Source organism: Campylobacter sp. CFSAN093260 (assembly GCF_012890095.1).
In the GTDB taxonomy this organism is placed as follows: domain Bacteria; phylum Campylobacterota; class Campylobacteria; order Campylobacterales; family Campylobacteraceae; genus Campylobacter_D; species Campylobacter_D jejuni.
This window is the reverse complement of record NZ_CP040618.1, coordinates 649,399-666,312: the sequence shown is the minus strand read 5'-3', so window position 1 is coordinate 666,312 and position 16,914 is coordinate 649,399. Positions and strand designations below refer to the sequence as shown.

General features: G+C 29.7%; 14 protein-coding genes. 4 read left to right on the top strand and 10 right to left on the bottom strand.

The genetic code is table 11. The features are described from left to right. Positions 1-11: 11 nt before the first annotated feature. From FBF22_RS03425 to FBF22_RS03410, 4 genes are read right to left on the bottom strand one after another with little or no spacing between them, the layout of a single operon-like run. Complete coding sequence (locus tag FBF22_RS03425; protein WP_002852251.1) at positions 12-548, bottom strand: DUF3972 domain-containing protein; 537 nt, start codon at positions 546-548, stop codon at positions 12-14. A 9-nt stretch (positions 549-557) separates the two neighbouring features. Beyond that, positions 558-1,052: a 5-(carboxyamino)imidazole ribonucleotide mutase gene (gene purE, locus FBF22_RS03420; RefSeq protein ID WP_002852194.1), complete on the bottom strand. Its 495-nt coding sequence runs from the start codon at positions 1,050-1,052 to the stop codon at positions 558-560. Next, positions 1,053-2,306 carry a peptidase U32 family protein gene (locus FBF22_RS03415; RefSeq protein ID WP_002852318.1) on the bottom strand — a complete coding sequence of 418 codons (1,254 nt, stop codon included), beginning with the start codon at positions 2,304-2,306 and terminating at the stop codon, positions 1,053-1,055. After that, on the bottom strand, positions 2,303-2,998 hold the full coding sequence (locus tag FBF22_RS03410) for a hypothetical protein (protein ID WP_002859609.1): 696 nt from the start codon (positions 2,996-2,998) through the stop codon (positions 2,303-2,305). Before FBF22_RS03410 ends, FBF22_RS03415 begins: the two co-directional genes overlap by 4 nt. 203 nt (positions 2,999-3,201) lie before the next feature. Here FBF22_RS03410 and glnA point away from each other — a divergent pair, with 203 nt between their 5' ends. Then, positions 3,202-4,632 carry a type I glutamate--ammonia ligase gene (glnA, locus tag FBF22_RS03405; protein WP_002884645.1) on the top strand — a complete coding sequence of 477 codons (1,431 nt, stop codon included), beginning with the start codon at positions 3,202-3,204 and terminating at the stop codon, positions 4,630-4,632. Between the two features lie 66 nt (positions 4,633-4,698). Here the strand turns inward: glnA and flgG are convergent, their stop codons facing one another. The 5 genes from flgG to FBF22_RS03380 all read right to left on the bottom strand — a co-directional run bounded on the left by flgG (position 4,699) and on the right by FBF22_RS03380 (position 10,490). Beyond that, positions 4,699-5,490, bottom strand: a complete 792-nt coding sequence (flgG, locus tag FBF22_RS03400) for a flagellar basal-body rod protein FlgG (protein ID WP_002852142.1) — start codon at positions 5,488-5,490, stop codon at positions 4,699-4,701. 28 nt (positions 5,491-5,518) lie between these two features. Further along, complete coding sequence (locus tag FBF22_RS03395; RefSeq protein WP_002869823.1) at positions 5,519-6,331, bottom strand: flagellar hook-basal body protein; 813 nt, start codon at positions 6,329-6,331, stop codon at positions 5,519-5,521. A 155-nt stretch (positions 6,332-6,486) separates the two neighbouring features. After that, complete coding sequence (gene ftsZ / locus FBF22_RS03390; protein ID WP_002852071.1) at positions 6,487-7,599, bottom strand: cell division protein FtsZ; 1,113 nt, start codon at positions 7,597-7,599, stop codon at positions 6,487-6,489. 15 nt (positions 7,600-7,614) lie between these two features. Then, positions 7,615-9,003 carry a cell division protein FtsA gene (gene ftsA / locus FBF22_RS03385; protein WP_002859607.1) on the bottom strand — a complete coding sequence of 463 codons (1,389 nt, stop codon included), beginning with the start codon at positions 9,001-9,003 and terminating at the stop codon, positions 7,615-7,617. Then, the gene (locus FBF22_RS03380; protein ID WP_002864745.1) at positions 9,000-10,490 is read right to left on the bottom strand and encodes a peptidylprolyl isomerase; all 1,491 of its coding nucleotides are present in this window, start codon (positions 10,488-10,490) and stop codon (positions 9,000-9,002) included. The genes ftsA and FBF22_RS03380 overlap by 4 nt, the downstream gene beginning before the upstream one ends. Positions 10,491-10,648: 158 nt before the next feature. Between FBF22_RS03380 and rsmH the strand changes: the two genes are divergently transcribed. Both rsmH and FBF22_RS03370 read left to right on the top strand, forming a co-directional pair. Next, positions 10,649-11,587, top strand: a complete 939-nt coding sequence (gene rsmH / locus FBF22_RS03375; protein ID WP_079264883.1) for a 16S rRNA (cytosine(1402)-N(4))-methyltransferase RsmH — start codon at positions 10,649-10,651, stop codon at positions 11,585-11,587. Beyond that, positions 11,587-12,525: a hypothetical protein gene (locus tag FBF22_RS03370; RefSeq protein WP_002852050.1), complete on the top strand. Its 939-nt coding sequence runs from the start codon at positions 11,587-11,589 to the stop codon at positions 12,523-12,525. Before rsmH ends, FBF22_RS03370 begins: the two co-directional genes overlap by 1 nt. Here the strand turns inward: FBF22_RS03370 and FBF22_RS03365 are convergent. Beyond that, positions 12,513-13,004, bottom strand: a complete 492-nt coding sequence (locus tag FBF22_RS03365) for a hypothetical protein (RefSeq protein WP_002852223.1) — start codon at positions 13,002-13,004, stop codon at positions 12,513-12,515. The genes FBF22_RS03370 and FBF22_RS03365 overlap by 13 nt on opposite strands. A 149-nt stretch (positions 13,005-13,153) precedes the next feature. On the opposite strand from FBF22_RS03365, the gene FBF22_RS03360 reads away from it, so the two are divergent. Next, entirely contained in the window at positions 13,154-16,906 is a 3,753-nt protein-coding gene (locus FBF22_RS03360; RefSeq protein ID WP_002884654.1) for an Eco57I restriction-modification methylase domain-containing protein, read from the top strand. The last annotated feature ends 8 nt before the right edge of the window (positions 16,907-16,914 follow it).

The window sequence follows — 16,914 nt, the reverse complement described above, 5'->3', positions numbered from 1 at the left end:
TGTATCTCTCTTTATTGTTCCATATTTTCAATAGGTTTTTCTAAATTTTTATTCATTTCCAAATCAGGCTCTGTCTTAGCTCCAAAAATTTCTGCAGTTTTACTCCACATTAATTTATATTTACGCTTGAGAAATTCTATCTCTTCACGCGCATGTTTTAACTCATTGTTTAAGGTTTCTATAGTTTTTCTATCTTCATCATAAAGCTCTTGCATAGAATAAAGGGCATCTTTTAAAAATTTATTTTCATTTTTTAATGCTTCAAGTGTTTCATCTTTAGCATCTAAAACTTTTTCATGTAAATTTAAAATAGTTCCTATTGTTTTTTCAACAAAACTTTCTCCTGCTAAAGTCATTGAATTTACCATTGCAGTTTGAGATTTTGCAGAACTAGGCACTACACTAAAAGTACCTTGATGAGCTTCGATGTAAATTTTACCCTCTTCTTCTTTAAAATTTAAAGCCCCATTGGCCATCATACCCTTAACCACATCTTCATTTAAATGCACAAGTTTACAAAATTCTTCAAGTTCAAGATAGGTTTGCATTTTTATCCCTTATAATAAAACTTCTACTTCTTTTGAATCAGATACAAGTTTTTTTTCTTTTTCAAGACGATCTTCTTTAAGCTTTTGTGCTAAATCAACATCATAAATAGCTAAAATTTGCATAGCCAAATAAGCAGCATTGATTGCTCCAGCCTTACCAATAGCTAAAGTTCCTACAGGAATTCCACTAGGCATTTGCACCGTAGAAAACAAAGAATCCATACTTGCAAGATTACTTCCTGACATAGGCACTCCTAAAACAGGTTTTGTTGTATAAGCTGCAACAGCTCCAGCTAAATGCGCTGCCATTCCAGCTGCTGCTATAAAAACCTTCACACCTTTTTCTTCAGCATTTGCAATATACTCTTTTGTTCTTTTTGGACTACGATGAGCTGATGAGATGATAAGTTCATACTTTACACCAAAACTTTCTAAAGTTTTAGCAGCCTCTTTCATAGTCTCATAATCACTCTTGCTTCCCATTAAAATAGAAACAAAATTCATCTATATTTCCTTTCTTAAAAAACTTAATGCACTGATTTTATTTGGTAATTGGATTTCATGTTCATTACCGCTATGAATTTCGCTAAATTCTTTATTGTTTTTAGCAATAAGTTTTTTAAACTCTATAAAATATTTACCCTCTTTTTGATAAATTTTACCTAGTTCATTATCGCAAGTTTGAATCACATCGCCTAAAGGGGTTAAAATTTCATAAGGCGTGTTTAAAACGATTTTCCCTTTACATTTAAAAAATCTTCCATCTTCGCTTATAGCATGCACTTGATGAGAACCTTCTTCTATGCTTGTATTATGATTTTGTGTGTCGGTTTTTTCTAAAGGACGCGAAACAAGATAGCCATCTGTAAAACCACGATTTTTAAGTGTAGCAATCTCTTTTTCATACTTACTTGACTCAAATTTACCCTCTAAAGCATCTTGTATGGCCATTTTATAAGTCCTTGTTGTAAGCGCAACATAATATTCGCTTTTAGTACGCCCTTCTATTTTAAAAGCACTGATACAATTTTCTTGCATGATTTTTTCTATATAAGAACAAAGATTTAAATCTTTAGAATTAAAAATATGAGTACCATTTTCATCTTCTTCTAAGCGAAATAAAGTGCCATTTTCTGGATTTTTAGCATAAAGCTCATAATTAAATCTACAATCATTTGCACAAGATCCACGATTGCTCATTCTTCCACTTTGCACAGAGCTTATTAAACAACGCCCTGAATAAGCAAAACACATCGAACCATGCACAAAAGCTTCAAGTTCAATATCGCAATTTTCCTTTAAAGCTTTAGCGTCTTTAAGCCCTAATTCTCTGGCAATTACAACCCTTTTAGCACCCATATCCTTATAAACTTGAGCATCTAAATAATTTAAAATATTTGCCTGAGTAGAAACATGTAAAGAAATTTCAGGTGCAAGTTCTTTAACAAGACGCATAGCTCCAACAGAAGCTACAATAAAAGCATCAGGTTTCATCTCACGCAATTTTAAAATATGTCTTTTTAAACCTTCAATTTGAGAACTCAAATGAAAACCATTTAAAGTAACATAAATTTTCTTACCACGCTCATGAGTATATTTGATAGCTTCTTCAAAACTTTCATAATTAAATTCTCTTGCAGTGCGTGATCTTAAAGAAAAATTATTCACACCCGCATAAACCGCATCTGCGCCATAAGCTAAAGCAATTTTTAATTTTGTGAAATTTCCTGCAGGAGCTACTATTTCAGGAATGATCATTTTTGCCCTAAACTTGCAATTAAAGCTTCTATATCATCATTACTTACAACATCAGCAGTACCATCACCTTCAATATGCACTGCAGAACTTACACGTTTTTTATCATCAATTTTACCTTCAAATAAGGAACTCATATAACGGCTTAAAGCACGCATTACATTAATAACACGTTCGATTTTTTGACGATGTATATCTTGATACTGCATTGCATCCATTGCCATCATCACTTCATCTTGTCCGCTTTGAAGATTTCCGACAATCTCCTTAGAACTTTTTTTAGCTTGATTGTTTAATTCTAAAGCTTCACTGAAACTTTCCACATTAGGAAATTTTTCACTAAGTTTAGAAAAAATATCAATATTTTTTTCTATTGCTTTATTTATCTCTTTGAGTAAACTTTCAGAATCCGCAAAAAAATTATTAATACTTTCAAGCTTATCCATCATTTCCGTTGCTTTAAGCTCGCTATCTTTTGTAACATCATCTAACTGATGTACAACCTTATGCTCCTGATTTGGTGGGGGTGGTGGCCATACCACGCTAGGATTAGGTTTGTAATCAGCTATTTTGACATCTTCTAACATCAAAGCATCTTCTTCGGTATTCGATTCTTCGGTTTTTACCTCTGCTTCTGTCTCTGAATCAAGATCAACATCACCATTCATCAAAGCATCAAGCTCTTCTTGAGTCATTTTTTTCCCTTTTTTAAATCTAGATTTTCAATAATTGCTCAAAATTATAATCAATTTTATCTAAAACAAAAATATAAATTTTTATTTTTTAATCTTTTTAAATTAAATTTTTAAATTTATTAAAAAAAATATATTAATTAAATCTTAATTAAAAATTTTATGATATAATTTTATAAATTTAATTACATAAAAGGAGTAAAAATATGGGAAAATTTGTTAATAATATAGATGATTTTTTCAAATTTTGCAAACAAAATGAAGTGTTTTTTGTTGATTTTCGTTTTACAGATATGATAGGAACTTGGCATCATATTACCTATAATCTTCATGCAATCAATGAAGAAACATTTCAAACTGGTATTCCATTTGATGGAAGCTCAATCCATGGATGGCAACCTATAGAAAAATCAGATATGATTTTAAAACCTGATGTACAAAGTGCTTTTTTAGATCCTTTTACGGCTGATCCTACTATCATAGTGTTTTGTGATGTATATGATATTTACAAAGGACAAATGTATGAAAAATGTCCAAGAAGCATAGCAAAAAAAGCAATGGAATACCTTAAAAATAGTGGCATAGCTGATACTGCTTACTTTGGACCAGAAAATGAATTCTTTGTTTTTGATAGTGTAAAAATAGTTGATACTACTCATTGTTCTAAGTATGAAGTTGATACCGAAGAAGGAGAGTGGAATGATGATAGAGAATTTACCGATAGCTACAATACTGGACATAGGCCAAGAAACAAAGGTGGATATTTTCCAGTTCAGCCAATTGATTCTTTAGTAGATATTCGTTCTGAAATGGTTCAAACCCTTGAAAAAGTAGGTCTTAAAACTTTTGTTCATCATCATGAAGTTGCACAAGGACAAGCTGAAATAGGAGTAAATTTTGGCACGCTTGTAGAAGCAGCTGACAATGTTCAAATTTATAAATATGTTGTAAAAATGGTAGCTCATTTAAATGGCAAAACTGCCACTTTTATGCCAAAACCTTTATACGGAGATAATGGCAATGGTATGCATGTTCATATGAGCTTATGGAAAGATGGAGTAAATTTATTTTACGATAAAGATGGATACAGTGGACTTAGTCAAACTGCTATAAATTATATAGGTGGAATTTTAAAAAATGCTAGAAGTGTTGCAGCTTTTACAAATCCAAGTTCCAACTCTTACAAAAGAATAGTTCCTGGCTTTGAAGCTCCTTGTATTTTAACTTATTCTTGTCAAAACAGATCAGCAAGTTGTCGCGTTCCTTATGGCATAGGTAAAAATTCAGCTCGTATAGAAATTCGCTTCCCTGATAGCACTGCTAATCCTTATTTAGCTTTTGTTAGTCTTTTAATGGCAGGTCTTGATGGAATCAAAAATAAAACCATTCCTGTGGGTCCTATGGATGAAAATTTATTTGATCTTACTTTGGATGAAATACGTGAAAAAGGGATAGAGCAATTACCACATACTCTAAGAGGAAGTTTAGAAGCTTTAATCCGACATAATTCTTATTTAAAACCTGTAATGAGCGATATTTTTATCGATGACTATCAGCATTTAAAATTTGAAACACAAGTTTGGCCAGTAGAAGCTCGTCCAACTGCTTATGAATTTAAAACTTGCTACTCTTGCTAAAAAATTTAATGGCGTTTAACACGCCATTAAACAAAAAAGAATTAAAAATTATTTATTTTATATCAACTATCGCTTAAGCTGATTTACAATTCCTAGCATATCATCACTTGTTGTAATGGCCTTAGAACCCGCTTCATAAGCTCTTTGTCCTGTGATAAGATCTGTCATTTCTTCAACAAGCTGAACATTACTAAGTTCTATAAATCCATGTCTTATTGTTCCAAGCCCATCTTGTCCTGCTATACCCGCAACAGGTGCACCACTTGCTCCTGTTTCAAGATAAAGATTATCACCCATAGAATGAAGACCCGCTGGATTTATAAACTGAACTAGCTCCACTTGGCCAATTTGAGTTTCTTGTTGCTCCCCTGGTAGCATTACAGAAACGGTTCCATCTGTAGCAACATTAATTGCTGTTGCGCCTTCAGGTATTGTCATTTCAGGTAAAAGTCTATAACCATCTGAATTTACAATATTACCTTCATTATCTTTTGTAAATTGCCCATTTCTAGTATATCCTATAGTGCCATCAGGAAGTTGTATTTGAAAAAACCCATTACCTGCAATAGCCATATCAAGACCATCAGTACTTGTTGATTTTAAATTTCCTTCAGTAAAAACTTTAGTTACCGCTGTTGGACGCACACCCACACCCACTTCTATACCCGAAGGAGAAAGAGTAGTAGCTGAAGTTGAAGTTCCTGCATACTTCATAACTTGATACATAAGATCAGCAAATTCTGCGCGACTTTTCTTAAAACCTGCTGTATTAACATTGGCGATGTTATTTGAAGTAACATCAATTTGTGTTTGCTGCGCTACCATTCCTGTAGCAGCAGTATGAAGTGATCTCATCATTTTTAATCCTTTTTTATTTTATTTTAAATTATTTAACAGCTGCAAGCTTATTGATAGCTTCTTGATTTAAGTCATCCATATGAGCTGTCATAACTTTTTGATACATTTCTACCATTCTGTTTGCTTCAATCAGTCCTACCATTTCAGTAACTGGATTAACATTTGATCCCTGAGAAAAACCTTGGCGAATAGCATTGGAGTTTTTCAAATCTCTAATACGGGTTAGATCATCTATTTTATAGACATTATCCCCATCTTTTTGCAAAGCTCTTATATCATCTACTTGTGCTACAAATAATCTTGCATTTTGAGCTCCATCAACTTCAATGCTTCCGTTTTTATCAACGCTAATTTGAACAGCACCATTAGGAATGCGTATGCCAGCATTCTGAGGATTATTAAAATAATCACTACTTAATACCTTGTATCCTTGCTTATTTACCAAATAACCCTCATCATCAAGTTGAAAATTTCCATCTTTGGCTAATCTTACTTCTCCATCTTTGGTCTGAACCAAATAAAAAGCATCTTCTCTAGTCATTGCCAAATCCAAAGGATTGTTTGTGGCCTTTAAAGAACCTAGGCTGAAATCCGTATATTCTTGAGAAACTTGCGGGATGCCATCTATTGTAGTATTTACAAAACGAGATGCATCTCTTGTGTGATTTTCTATAGGCAACTCATCCTGAGTTTCTTTAAAAATCCTTTTAAAATCTGCAATAACCACATCATCTCTTTTATATCCACTTGTATTGATATTGGCAAGATTATTAGTAATCACATCAAGTTTATTAAACTGAGTTACCATTCCGCCAGTTGCTTGATAATATCCATTTTGCATATTTTCACCTATAAATTTAAGATTTTATAACTATAAAAGCAAAGAGTGTTCCAACTTTTAAAAACAAAGAAAAATAAATATTTGAAAGATTATTAGGAGAGAATTTTAAACTATAAAAAGCAAGATTTGACTCAATCTTGCTTTAAAAATCAATTTTAATCCATTTGACGACGCAAGAAAGTTGGTGTTTCAATTTGCGCCATTATCTCTTCATCGTAACCACCGCTTACCTTTTTAAGACTTAAATAAGGATTTTTCTTAGAAGCTTGAGCTTCTTCGGTAGATTTTTTAGCTACTGTATCTTTATCTTCAAACCCTGTCGCAATAATAGTTACTTCAACTCTATCTTCCATGCTATCATCTGTGGTAGAACCAAAAATAATCTTAGCATTTTCATCAACAATTTCTTGTATACTATTTGCTGCTGCCGAAATTTCAAACAAAGAGCAATTAGAACTTGTTTTAAAATGTAAAATAACTCCCTTGGCACCTTTAATATCCATTCCATCAAGCAAAGGAGATTCTATAGCGTTTGAAAGAGCCTCTTCTATAGCATTTTCACCGCTAGCACTACCAACACCCATAAGCGCGAGTCCGCGATGACTCATGATGGTTCTTACATCCGCAAAGTCAACATTAATATCTCCATTATCAAGTAAGATAGACACCATACCTTTTACAGCACGAGCTAAAATATCATCAACCAACCTAAAAGCATCTTTAATGCCTGCTTTTTTATCAATAATGCTCAATAATTTTTCATTTTGAATTACAAGAATAGAATCACTTTCTTTTTTAAGCTCAAGGAGACCGCTTTCAGCAAGTTTTTTTCTTTGTTTTCCTTCGAATGCAAAAGGCATAGTTACAACAGAAACAGTTAAAGCTCCAATCTCTTTAGCTGCTTGTGCAATAACTGGAGTGGCACCCGTTCCAGTACCTCCACCAAAACCTGAAGCAATAAATACAATATCACTTTGACTAAGACTTGCTTTTATTTCTTCAAAACTTTCTCTAGCACTTTCTGCACCTACTTCAGGAAGCATACCAGCGCCCAAACCTTTAGTTTTTTTCTCGCCAAGTTGAATTTTAGTTTTTGCTAATGAAATTGAAATAGCTTGTGCATCAGTATTCGCTGCAATTAAATCAAGATCATTTAATCCCATTTTAACCATATGGTTAATCATATTACCGCCACCGCCACCGCAGCCTATAACCTTAATTTTTGCACCTTTATTATGTTGCATTTCTTCTACTAAAAATTCACTCATAAAAATTTCTCCTTGTTAAAATTGATTCATAATTTTATGCCAGATATTTGAAAAAACACTAGGTTTTTTTTCTTTTGGCTCTTTAAAATCTAATTGTTCTTGTATTGCAATTGTATCATTTTCTTGCAAATTTTCATCAAAAAAATCAGATTTTATTTCACTTTCTGTATCTTTTTGCAAAACAATATCTTGTTTAATTTGACGATTAAAATTTTCAATTTCCCCTTTATATCTTAATTTCTCATTAGAATCAAGTTCATAAGGCGTAAAATATCCCGCTCCATATAAACAAAGTCCTATAGCACAAGTATTTTCAGGATCATTAAAAATTTCACTAAAACCAGTAATCAAATCTTTTCTTGCAGTAGCCAGTCTAACTGAGCGATTATCAAATGTTGCAGGAGCTAGCTCATCAATACCTGCTAACTTAGTCATTCCACCTGTTAAAACAACTCCGCCACCTATAGCATTGGCATAACGATTATCACTTAAGATTTTTGCCAAAATCATCAAAGTTTCTTCCGCTCTTGCATAAATTACGTTTGAAATAATATCCAAAGAAACTTCATTAACTTTTCTTTCATCACCCATTGAAGGAATTTGTATAAGGGTATTAGGCTGTTGTGAAAGAGCTGCATAATTAAGCTTGATTTTTTCTGCTTCTTTTAAAGGTGTATGCAATGCCATTGATAAATCTTGGGTGATATTAATCGAGCCAATTTGCAAACAATCATTATATCTAATTGAATTTCCAGTATGAACAACCATATCACAAATCGCTCCACCCATATCAATCAAAACAGCACCTAATTCCTTTTCGCTATCATCTAAACAAGCTATAGCTGAAGCATATCCTGAAAGAACTATATTATCCACTCTTAAATCAGCTAATTCAACTGCTTTCTTAAGATTTTTAATATGAGATTCTTGTGAAATCACTATATGGGTTGAAACTTCTAAACGATTACCACTCATTCCCAAAGGATCATCAACATGTTCAAGATCATTAACCTTAAAATTATAAGGCAAAACATGGATAATTTCATAACCACTTGGTAGATTGGCAGTATGCTTAGCTGTACTTACAGCACGATGAATTTCTTTAATGCCTATTTCATGATTTGGAATATTAACAACACCTATGCTATCAACGCTTTTAGTATAAGCACCTGATATAGACACCACAACCCTATCATAATGAACTCCGCTCATCATCTCAGCACTTCTAACAGCCTCTTCAATAGATTTAGAAGCAAGCTCTATATTGGTAATGGCACCTTTTTTAACCCCGTTGGTTTTCGACTTGGAAAAACCAATAATTTTTAATCCATCTTCATCTTTTTGAGCAATAATGGCACAAGTCTGGGTTGAGCCTAAGTCAATTCCTAATATATTCAAAATCAATTCCCTTTATAATAAATTTTTATCGGATATATCTTTTTAAGTTCATCAACAAGTTCTTGCTTAAGCTCATTTGCTTTTAAATTTTGCAAATTTTGTTCAAGCATAGTTTTGTATTGTTCAAATTTATCGGAGTTCATATCTAATTTTTGTTTATTTATTTTATATAATATTGCTTTATTGTCATTAATGACCACATAAGAACTATTTTGATCAGTATTAAATACATTCATTAAAAAATAAGCAAATTCAGAATCGTTTAATATTTTATCGCTAACCTTTACACTCTCGCGAGAACTATCTCGACTTACAAAGCCTATATCATCGCCTTTAAAATTTACTAAACTATTTTTAGCTTTTTCTTCTAAATTTTTTCTAGTTTGTTCGCTTAAATACATAGGTAAAACTTCTTCTCTAGCTTCTTCAAAAGTTTTATTTCTTATAGGATCTACTTTATTTAGTTTAACTATGATATATCCGTTATTATAAGGTGCTGGCCGTAAAACATCTCCATTTTTAGCTTTATTCAAAAGATCAATTGGATAATAAACATCAGATTCACTAATATTTTGATCTTTTTGAAAATTATCTTTCCCATTTTTTAAATCTAAAAATTTAGCATTAGCCACATTCTTTAGTTGCATTAAGGCGTAATCTTTAGCAACTTCATTTTTAGCAGACTGAAAATCCATCACTTTACCTGCAAAATCTTTATATTTTAGTTTATTTTCATCTTGATTATAAAATTTTTCTAATTCTTTGTCGTCAATTTTCTCATTGCTAACTGGCAAAAAATAAGTTGAAATTTCATATATTTTTTTAGTTTTATAATCTTCTTTATGTTCATTCCAAAGCTTTTTTAAATCCTCTTCGTTAATCTTAATATTTTTTTTGTCATAATCAATTTTTGCAATACTTAAAGCATCTTGCATAAAATAACTAGAAGCTAACATTTTTAATTCCTCATCTTTGCTAGGAATATTAAAAATTTGATTAAGTTTATCGGCAATTACTTCATTTGCAAGTTGTGTTTCATAATCTTTTGGAGTTAAATTATTGGCATTTAAAAGTTCATAATAAATTGTTTTGTTAAAATCCCCTGTAGGATCTTGAAATTCTCTAGTATTTGCAAGTTTTTGTAAAATTTCATTCTCGTTTACGCCAATACCCAAATCTTTGGCAAAATTTAACAAAAGCTTATCTTCAACAAGAGAGCTTAAAGCTATATTTTTAATGCCTAGTTGCTCAGCATTTTCTGGAGTTAAAGCACCATTGCTAATTTGATTATAATAACTTAAAATTTGTCTATATCTAGTATCAAATTCACTAAAACCTATCTTTTCATTTCCTACAGTTGCAACACTCGAACTTCTATTGAGATTAAAATCATAAGCACCCCAACCTAAAAAGCCAGCGCCAACAAAAGCTATAGTACTAACCCATATAGTAACAACAAGATATTTTTTGTGATGTTGCATCCAAGTAAGCATATCATTCCTTGATTAAATTTAAACTAGATATTGTATCGTAGAAGTGTTTAAGTGGAGTTTAATTATAAAATTTTTACCAAAAAATATTTGTTCTTTAAATTTTATGATTTTTACAATGAAATTTAGTTATAATTATAATTTATAAAAATTTATTAGGATTGATTTTGGAAATTCCTCATATCCCAGTTTTGCTTAATGAAGTTCAAGAGATTTTTAAAAATCTTAAAACAGGTTATTTTTTAGACTGCACTTTAGGATTTGGCGGACATAGTGAAGCTTTGCTTAAAAATCATCCTGATCTTAAATTCATTGCTTGTGATCAAGATCAACAAGCTTTAGAATTTTCTAAAAAACGTCTTAAAGATTTTCGCAATAGGATAACTTTTATGCAAAGTAATTTTAGTGAAGTTTTAGAAAAAATTTCACATAAAGAAGAATTAAGAGGTATTTTAGCAGACATTGGAGTTTCTTCATTTCAGCTTGATAATAACGAAAGAGGTTTTAGTGTAAATTCTGACTTTTTGGATATGAGAATGAATCAAAACTCCAAAATATCGGCTTATAAGATTATTAATACTTATACAAAAGAGCAATTAACTTCCATTTTTAAAGATTATGGAGAATTACATGATGCACATTTTATTGCTGAAAAAATTTGCCTAGAAAGAAGTAAAAATCCAATCAAAAGTGCCAAAGAGCTTTATCAAATCATAGGAAAAGGTAAACAAAATCATAGAAAAATTTCCAAAGCTACTTTAGCATTTCAAGCCATTAGAATAGAAGTAAATCAAGAACTTAAAGTGCTTAAAGATTTTCTTGAACATTTAGAAAATTTAAAACCAAAAAATTGCATTTTAGCTATCATTAGCTTTCATTCTTTAGAAGATAGAATAGTAAAACAATTTTTCAAAAAATGGTCAAAAAACTGCATTTGCAATGAAAAAATAATGCGTTGCGAATGTGGAAATAACCATAGCCTAGGACAAATAATAACTAAAAAAGCTATAAGTGCGAGCAAGGAAGAACTTTTAAAAAATTCTCGCTCTAGTTGTGCTAAAATGCGGGCTTTTTATTTTAATAATTTGGACAATAAATAATGCTAGAAGATGATTTTATAAAAGAACGCCAAAACATACGCCAAAAAATGCTGAAATTTTCTCGCGCCATAAATCAAGGCAAACCGCTTGATGATGATTTAAGAGATGAAATTTCTAGCGATGATATTTTAAGACGTCGTTTTAAAAAAAAGACTCCTAATAAATTCTTAGAAGAACTCGATGAAGAGTATGAGTCAAAACATACTAAAAAATCAAATATATATTTAAAAGAAGATCTAATCAATGTTAAATTAGAAGAAAAGCAATCTCTTGCTAAAAAAATTTTTTCCAAAATGAAAGAAAGAAGAAAAGAAGAAAATAAAAAAACTAAAAAAAATTTTTTATTTAGCAGAAAAAAAGCAAATGAAATAAAAAATATCCAAACCAAAACACAAATTCAAACAAAAAGCAATCAAGCTACCACTCAAACAAAACAAGAAAAAAAGGAACTTACAAATTCTATAGAAAAAATTCAAAAAACAGAAACTAAAATACAAAAACCTCTAATTATAGAAAAAAAACTAGATGTTAAAAATCAACCTAATATCAAGAAAAGTTTAGAAAATTTACAAAAAAAAATAACACCACAAGAAAATAAACAAGAACTTCCAAAACCATCTAATCAAGCTCAAGAAAAACAACAAAATGATGAAGATGCTCAAAAGGCAAAAAATATTTTACTAGAAGGCTTCTCTAATGCTACCAAAGAAGATAGAAACCTAAACTTCAATCATCTTCTTTTTGCAGCTTTACTTGTTAGTTTTGCATTATTTTTATTTGCCCCACAAATTTATATTAGAAATCAAATTTATTATCTTAGTAGAGAGATTGCTACATTAAGAACAGAAGAAAGTGTTTTAAACGAGGAAAATAAAGACTTAAAAAGAAGACTTGAAAATATGCGATTCCAAAATCAAATTTTAGATTATTTAGAATGAATAATCTTATCTAAAACATACTGCTCTAAATTTGCTTTTGGAATTTCTTCTTTTAAAGCTTCTTTATAAAATTCACCCGCCATTGTAGAGTACTTTTCATAAGCAAAATAAGGAAAGTGTAAAGCCCAGGCTTTTTGTATTATTTTTTTTGAGATTATTTTGCGAGTATAAACTTTAAAAATATCATATCCTATAAATACACAAGCAGTAACCATAACAGCGCTCACTATGCTTATATGAAAGTCAAGCTTTGTTAAAAAATAATGAGTAATCAAAAGCAATGGCAATAAAATCACAGCGCAAAAAACACCAAAATAAATATAAGAATTTAGAATTTTGAAATTAAAATTTAGCTTAGAAGGATCTACAAGCATTCCATCGTTAAAAAGTGCATTTGCCTCTAATAAATCTCTTATAAGAACAGGTTGCTCTGATACTTTAAATAAAAAACGAAGGCTAAATTCTTTAAATTTTTTCATAATCCACGCTTTATTTTTTAATTAAAATTTTATCCAAAGAAAATTAATTCCAACTAAAAAATCATTTTTATAAATAAGCACAAGTCTTTAAAGTTTTTTAGATATAATTTAAAATGTCAAATTTTTAAAAATACTTTAGAAAGAAAGCCATGAATTACTATCAAGAACTTAAAAAATACCTCAACAATAATCTTTTTACAAGCTATTCTTTAGAAATTGACTTTCCTAAGATTTATAATTTCAACGCAAATCAAAAAGCCTTTAGAGATATTTTAACTAAAATTACAAAAATTTACGACAAAAATAAATTTATAAAACAAAACGAACATCAATTTGAAGATGAATTTATATCAAAAGTATTAGAAATTTTAGGGTGGTGCTTTGTAAGACAAGATGAAAAAATCATACAAGGAAAATTGGAAAAACCTGATTTTCTACTTTTTAGCAATGACAAATTAAAATCAAAATACGAAAATTTAGACAAAGAAACAAAAAAATCAAGCAATGATTTCACAATCATTTTAGAGTCAAAAGCTTATAATATAGAAATAGACAATAAAAAAGTAAAAGACAACCCTCACTTTCAAATTCTAAGATATCTAGGCAATCTTAAGAAAAATTATGGTTTTTTAACCAATGGTAGATTTTGGCGTTTTTATGATAATTCTATACTGAATTCAAACAAAGTTTTTTACGAAATCAATCTAGAAAAAATCATTGAAGATCAAAATATTGAAGCTTTTGCGTATTTTTATAGTGTATTTAGCGCTTTTAATTTCACAGAAAAAGAAGATCATTTAGAAATAACTCTACAAAACAATAAACTTTCAAAAATCAAAATAGAAGATGATTTAAAATCTATCATTTACGGAACCAATGGAAATGAATCTTTATTTGAATTCATAGGCTCTAGAATTTACAATAAAACAAAGGCGGATTTAAAACTAATCTATGAAAATTCTTTATATTTTATCTTTAGGCTTTTATTTATTGCTTATTTTGAAGATAAATTTGAAATTATACTAGAAAAACATAAGTATTTTAAAAGTAAAATCAGTCTTAGAACCTTACTTGAAAATTTACAAGAAGATGAAAGCTCAAGTGGTGGCTTTGGAGAACTTGAAAATATTTTCAACATTTACAACAAAGGCAAAGGCAATTTTGACATGCCTGTTTTTAATGGCGGTTTGTTTGATGAGAGCAAAACCGCTCTTTTAAGCACGCCAAAAATCTTTAACGATAAAGATTTAAAATTCATTTTAAACCAATTATTAAATTTTAAAGATAAAAATCTAAGCTTTAAAAGAGATTACAAAACTTTAAGTGTAGAACATTTAGGCACGATTTATGAAGGCTTGCTTTCTTATTTTTTTGAAATAGCAAATGAAGATATTTACTATGTAAGCTATAAAGAAAAATCAAAAGAAATAGAATGTTATTTTGATAATTATGATTTCAAAATTTTAGAAAAATCAAAAAAAGTAGAAAAATACACCTTTTACAAAAAAGGACAAATTTACCTTAAAAATACTAGCAACTCAAGAAAAGCAAGCGCAAGCTTTTACACACCTCAATCCATAGCTAATTTTTTAATCCAAAGTGCTTTAAAAGACAAACTAAACAATGAAAATATTTTGAAATTTAAAATACTAGACAATGCTTGCGGTAGTGGACATTTTTTAGTTGGAGTTTTAAACGCTATTACACACATTGTTTTATCAGATTTTGATCATTTTACAAATTTAAAAGAACTTTACGAAGAAGAAAAAGAAAATATTTTAAATCATATAAAAGATTTTGTGCAAGACTATGAAGTAGATGAGAGTGATATTTTAAAACGACTTTTACTAAAACGCATTATTTATGGAGTGGATTTAAACCCTTTTAGCATAGAGCTTACTAAACTTAGCCTTTGGATAGATAGTTTTATCTTTACAACCCCACTTTCTTTTATAGAACACCACATAAAGTGCGGCAATGCTTTGATAAATTCTAACCTAAGTGATTTTAAAGATTTGATAAAACAAAACTCAAGCAACCTTTTTACAAATTCCATAACACAAGAATTTGAAATTTTACAAGAAGTATTTGAAAAACTTGACAATCTAAAAGATACCAACGAAGAACAAATCAAACAATCTAAACAAATCTATCAAAATGAAATCACACCAAAACTTAAGAAACTAAATTTATATCTAAACTATATCAACACGCTTCATTTTGTCAACAAAGAAGAATTACAAATTCTAAAAGCCCTAAGTCAAGATGATATACAAAATTTAAGCCAAAATGAACAAGCAAAAGCTGTCATTAGCAAATATCAAAAAGAATTTAATTTCTTTAACTATGAGTTAGAATTTCCTGAAATCGTAGAAAATCAAGTCTTTAAAGGCTTTGATATCATCATAGGTAATCCACCTTGGGATAAAACTAAATTTAGTGACGATGATTTCTTTCCGCAATATAAAAGCGATTATAGAAGCTTAATCGCTAGCAAGAAAAAAGAAATTCAAGACAATTTGCTAGCGAAAGATTATATAAAGCAAAATTATGAAAAACAAAAAGCATATATAAATGATTTAAGCGAGTATTATAAAAAAGCTTATCCTTTAAACAAAGGCAGTGGAGATGGAAATTTATTTCGTCTTTTTGTAGAAAAAAATCTTTCTCTTTTAAAACAAGATGGAAATTTAGCTTATGTACTTCCTAGTGCTTTGATGTTTGAAGATGGAAGCTTAACTTTAAGAAAAGAAATTTTAGAAAATAAAACTTTAGAATATTTTTATAGTTTTGAAAATAGACAAGCTATATTTGCTGATGTGCATAAAAGCTATAAATTTGCTCTTATGCAAGTAAAAAACACACAAGCAAATCACACTCACAAAATCAAAACGATGTTTTATAAAACAGATATGAACTCATTAAAAAACAAAGATGAAATTTTAACTCTAAGTTTAAAAGATATCAAAAAACTAAGCCCAACTCACCTAGCTTTAATGGAGTTAAAAGACAAACAGGCTTTAGAAATTCTAAGAAAATGCTACAATGCTTTTCAAAACTTGTCTTTTGATTATATAGATTTTGTAAATGAACTTCATATGACAAATGATAAAGATTTGTTTATAGAAGAGTTTAGGGAAGGACTTTTGCCTTTATTTGAAGGCAAAATGATACATCAGTTTGATACAAATTTTAGCCAAGCTACTTATTTTTTAGAAAAGGCTAAATTTGACGAGCGATTAAAAAGCAAAGAACTTTCAAGAGCTAAAAAAGCTACTGGGAAAGAATTAAATCCTAAATTGATAAAATACGATAGAGAATTTTTTAGACTTGGATATAGAACTATTGCAAGCGATACAAATGAAAGAACCTTGATAGCTTCTTTATTGCCAAAAAATTGCGGGTGCGGAAATAGTGTTTATTCTAATATTCCGAAACAATATATTGTAAAAGATGATGCAATTTGCATGGATATAGTGCCTTATGAAAGAATTTTATTTGTTTTGGCTTTGTTTAATTCTTTAGTGGTTGATTTTATCATAAGAAATATGGTGCAAATCAATGTAAGCAAAACCTATCTAGAAAGAATTCCTCTGCCTCAACCAAGTGATGAAGAAATTCAAAACAATGAAATTTATAAAACCCTCGCTAAAAATGCTTTGCTTTTACAGCTTTACAATGATAAAAATCATCATTTTGATGAGCTAAAACAAGAATTTAATATAAAAAATGAAGAAATTCCAAAAACTAAAAAGGCTTATGATATCTTAAGAGCAAAAAATGATTTATTGGTTAAAAAACTTTATGATTTAAGTGATGATGAATTTTCTTACATGATAAGCACTTTTAAAGTTTTAAATGAAAAGCAAAGTGAATATACAACCTTGCTAAAAACTATATAAATGAAAGA

Coding starts and splice junctions, on each gene's coding strand:
- FBF22_RS03370 (WP_002852050.1), top strand. CDS start 11,587: ATGCTAGAAGATGATTTTATAAAAGAACGCCAAAACATACGCCAAAAA.
- FBF22_RS03395 (WP_002869823.1), bottom strand. CDS start 6,331: ATGCAAAATGGATATTATCAAGCAACTGGCGGAATGGTAACTCAGTTT.
- glnA (WP_002884645.1), top strand. CDS start 3,202: ATGGGAAAATTTGTTAATAATATAGATGATTTTTTCAAATTTTGCAAA.
- FBF22_RS03360 (WP_002884654.1), top strand. CDS start 13,154: ATGAATTACTATCAAGAACTTAAAAAATACCTCAACAATAATCTTTTT.
- FBF22_RS03380 (WP_002864745.1), bottom strand. CDS start 10,490: ATGCTTACTTGGATGCAACATCACAAAAAATATCTTGTTGTTACTATA.
- FBF22_RS03410 (WP_002859609.1), bottom strand. CDS start 2,998: ATGACTCAAGAAGAGCTTGATGCTTTGATGAATGGTGATGTTGATCTT.
- FBF22_RS03365 (WP_002852223.1), bottom strand. CDS start 13,004: ATGAAAAAATTTAAAGAATTTAGCCTTCGTTTTTTATTTAAAGTATCA.
- ftsZ (WP_002852071.1), bottom strand. CDS start 7,599: ATGAGTGAATTTTTAGTAGAAGAAATGCAACATAATAAAGGTGCAAAA.
- purE (WP_002852194.1), bottom strand. CDS start 1,052: ATGAATTTTGTTTCTATTTTAATGGGAAGCAAGAGTGATTATGAGACT.
- flgG (WP_002852142.1), bottom strand. CDS start 5,490: ATGATGAGATCACTTCATACTGCTGCTACAGGAATGGTAGCGCAGCAA.
- FBF22_RS03425 (WP_002852251.1), bottom strand. CDS start 548: ATGCAAACCTATCTTGAACTTGAAGAATTTTGTAAACTTGTGCATTTA.
- FBF22_RS03415 (WP_002852318.1), bottom strand. CDS start 2,306: ATGATCATTCCTGAAATAGTAGCTCCTGCAGGAAATTTCACAAAATTA.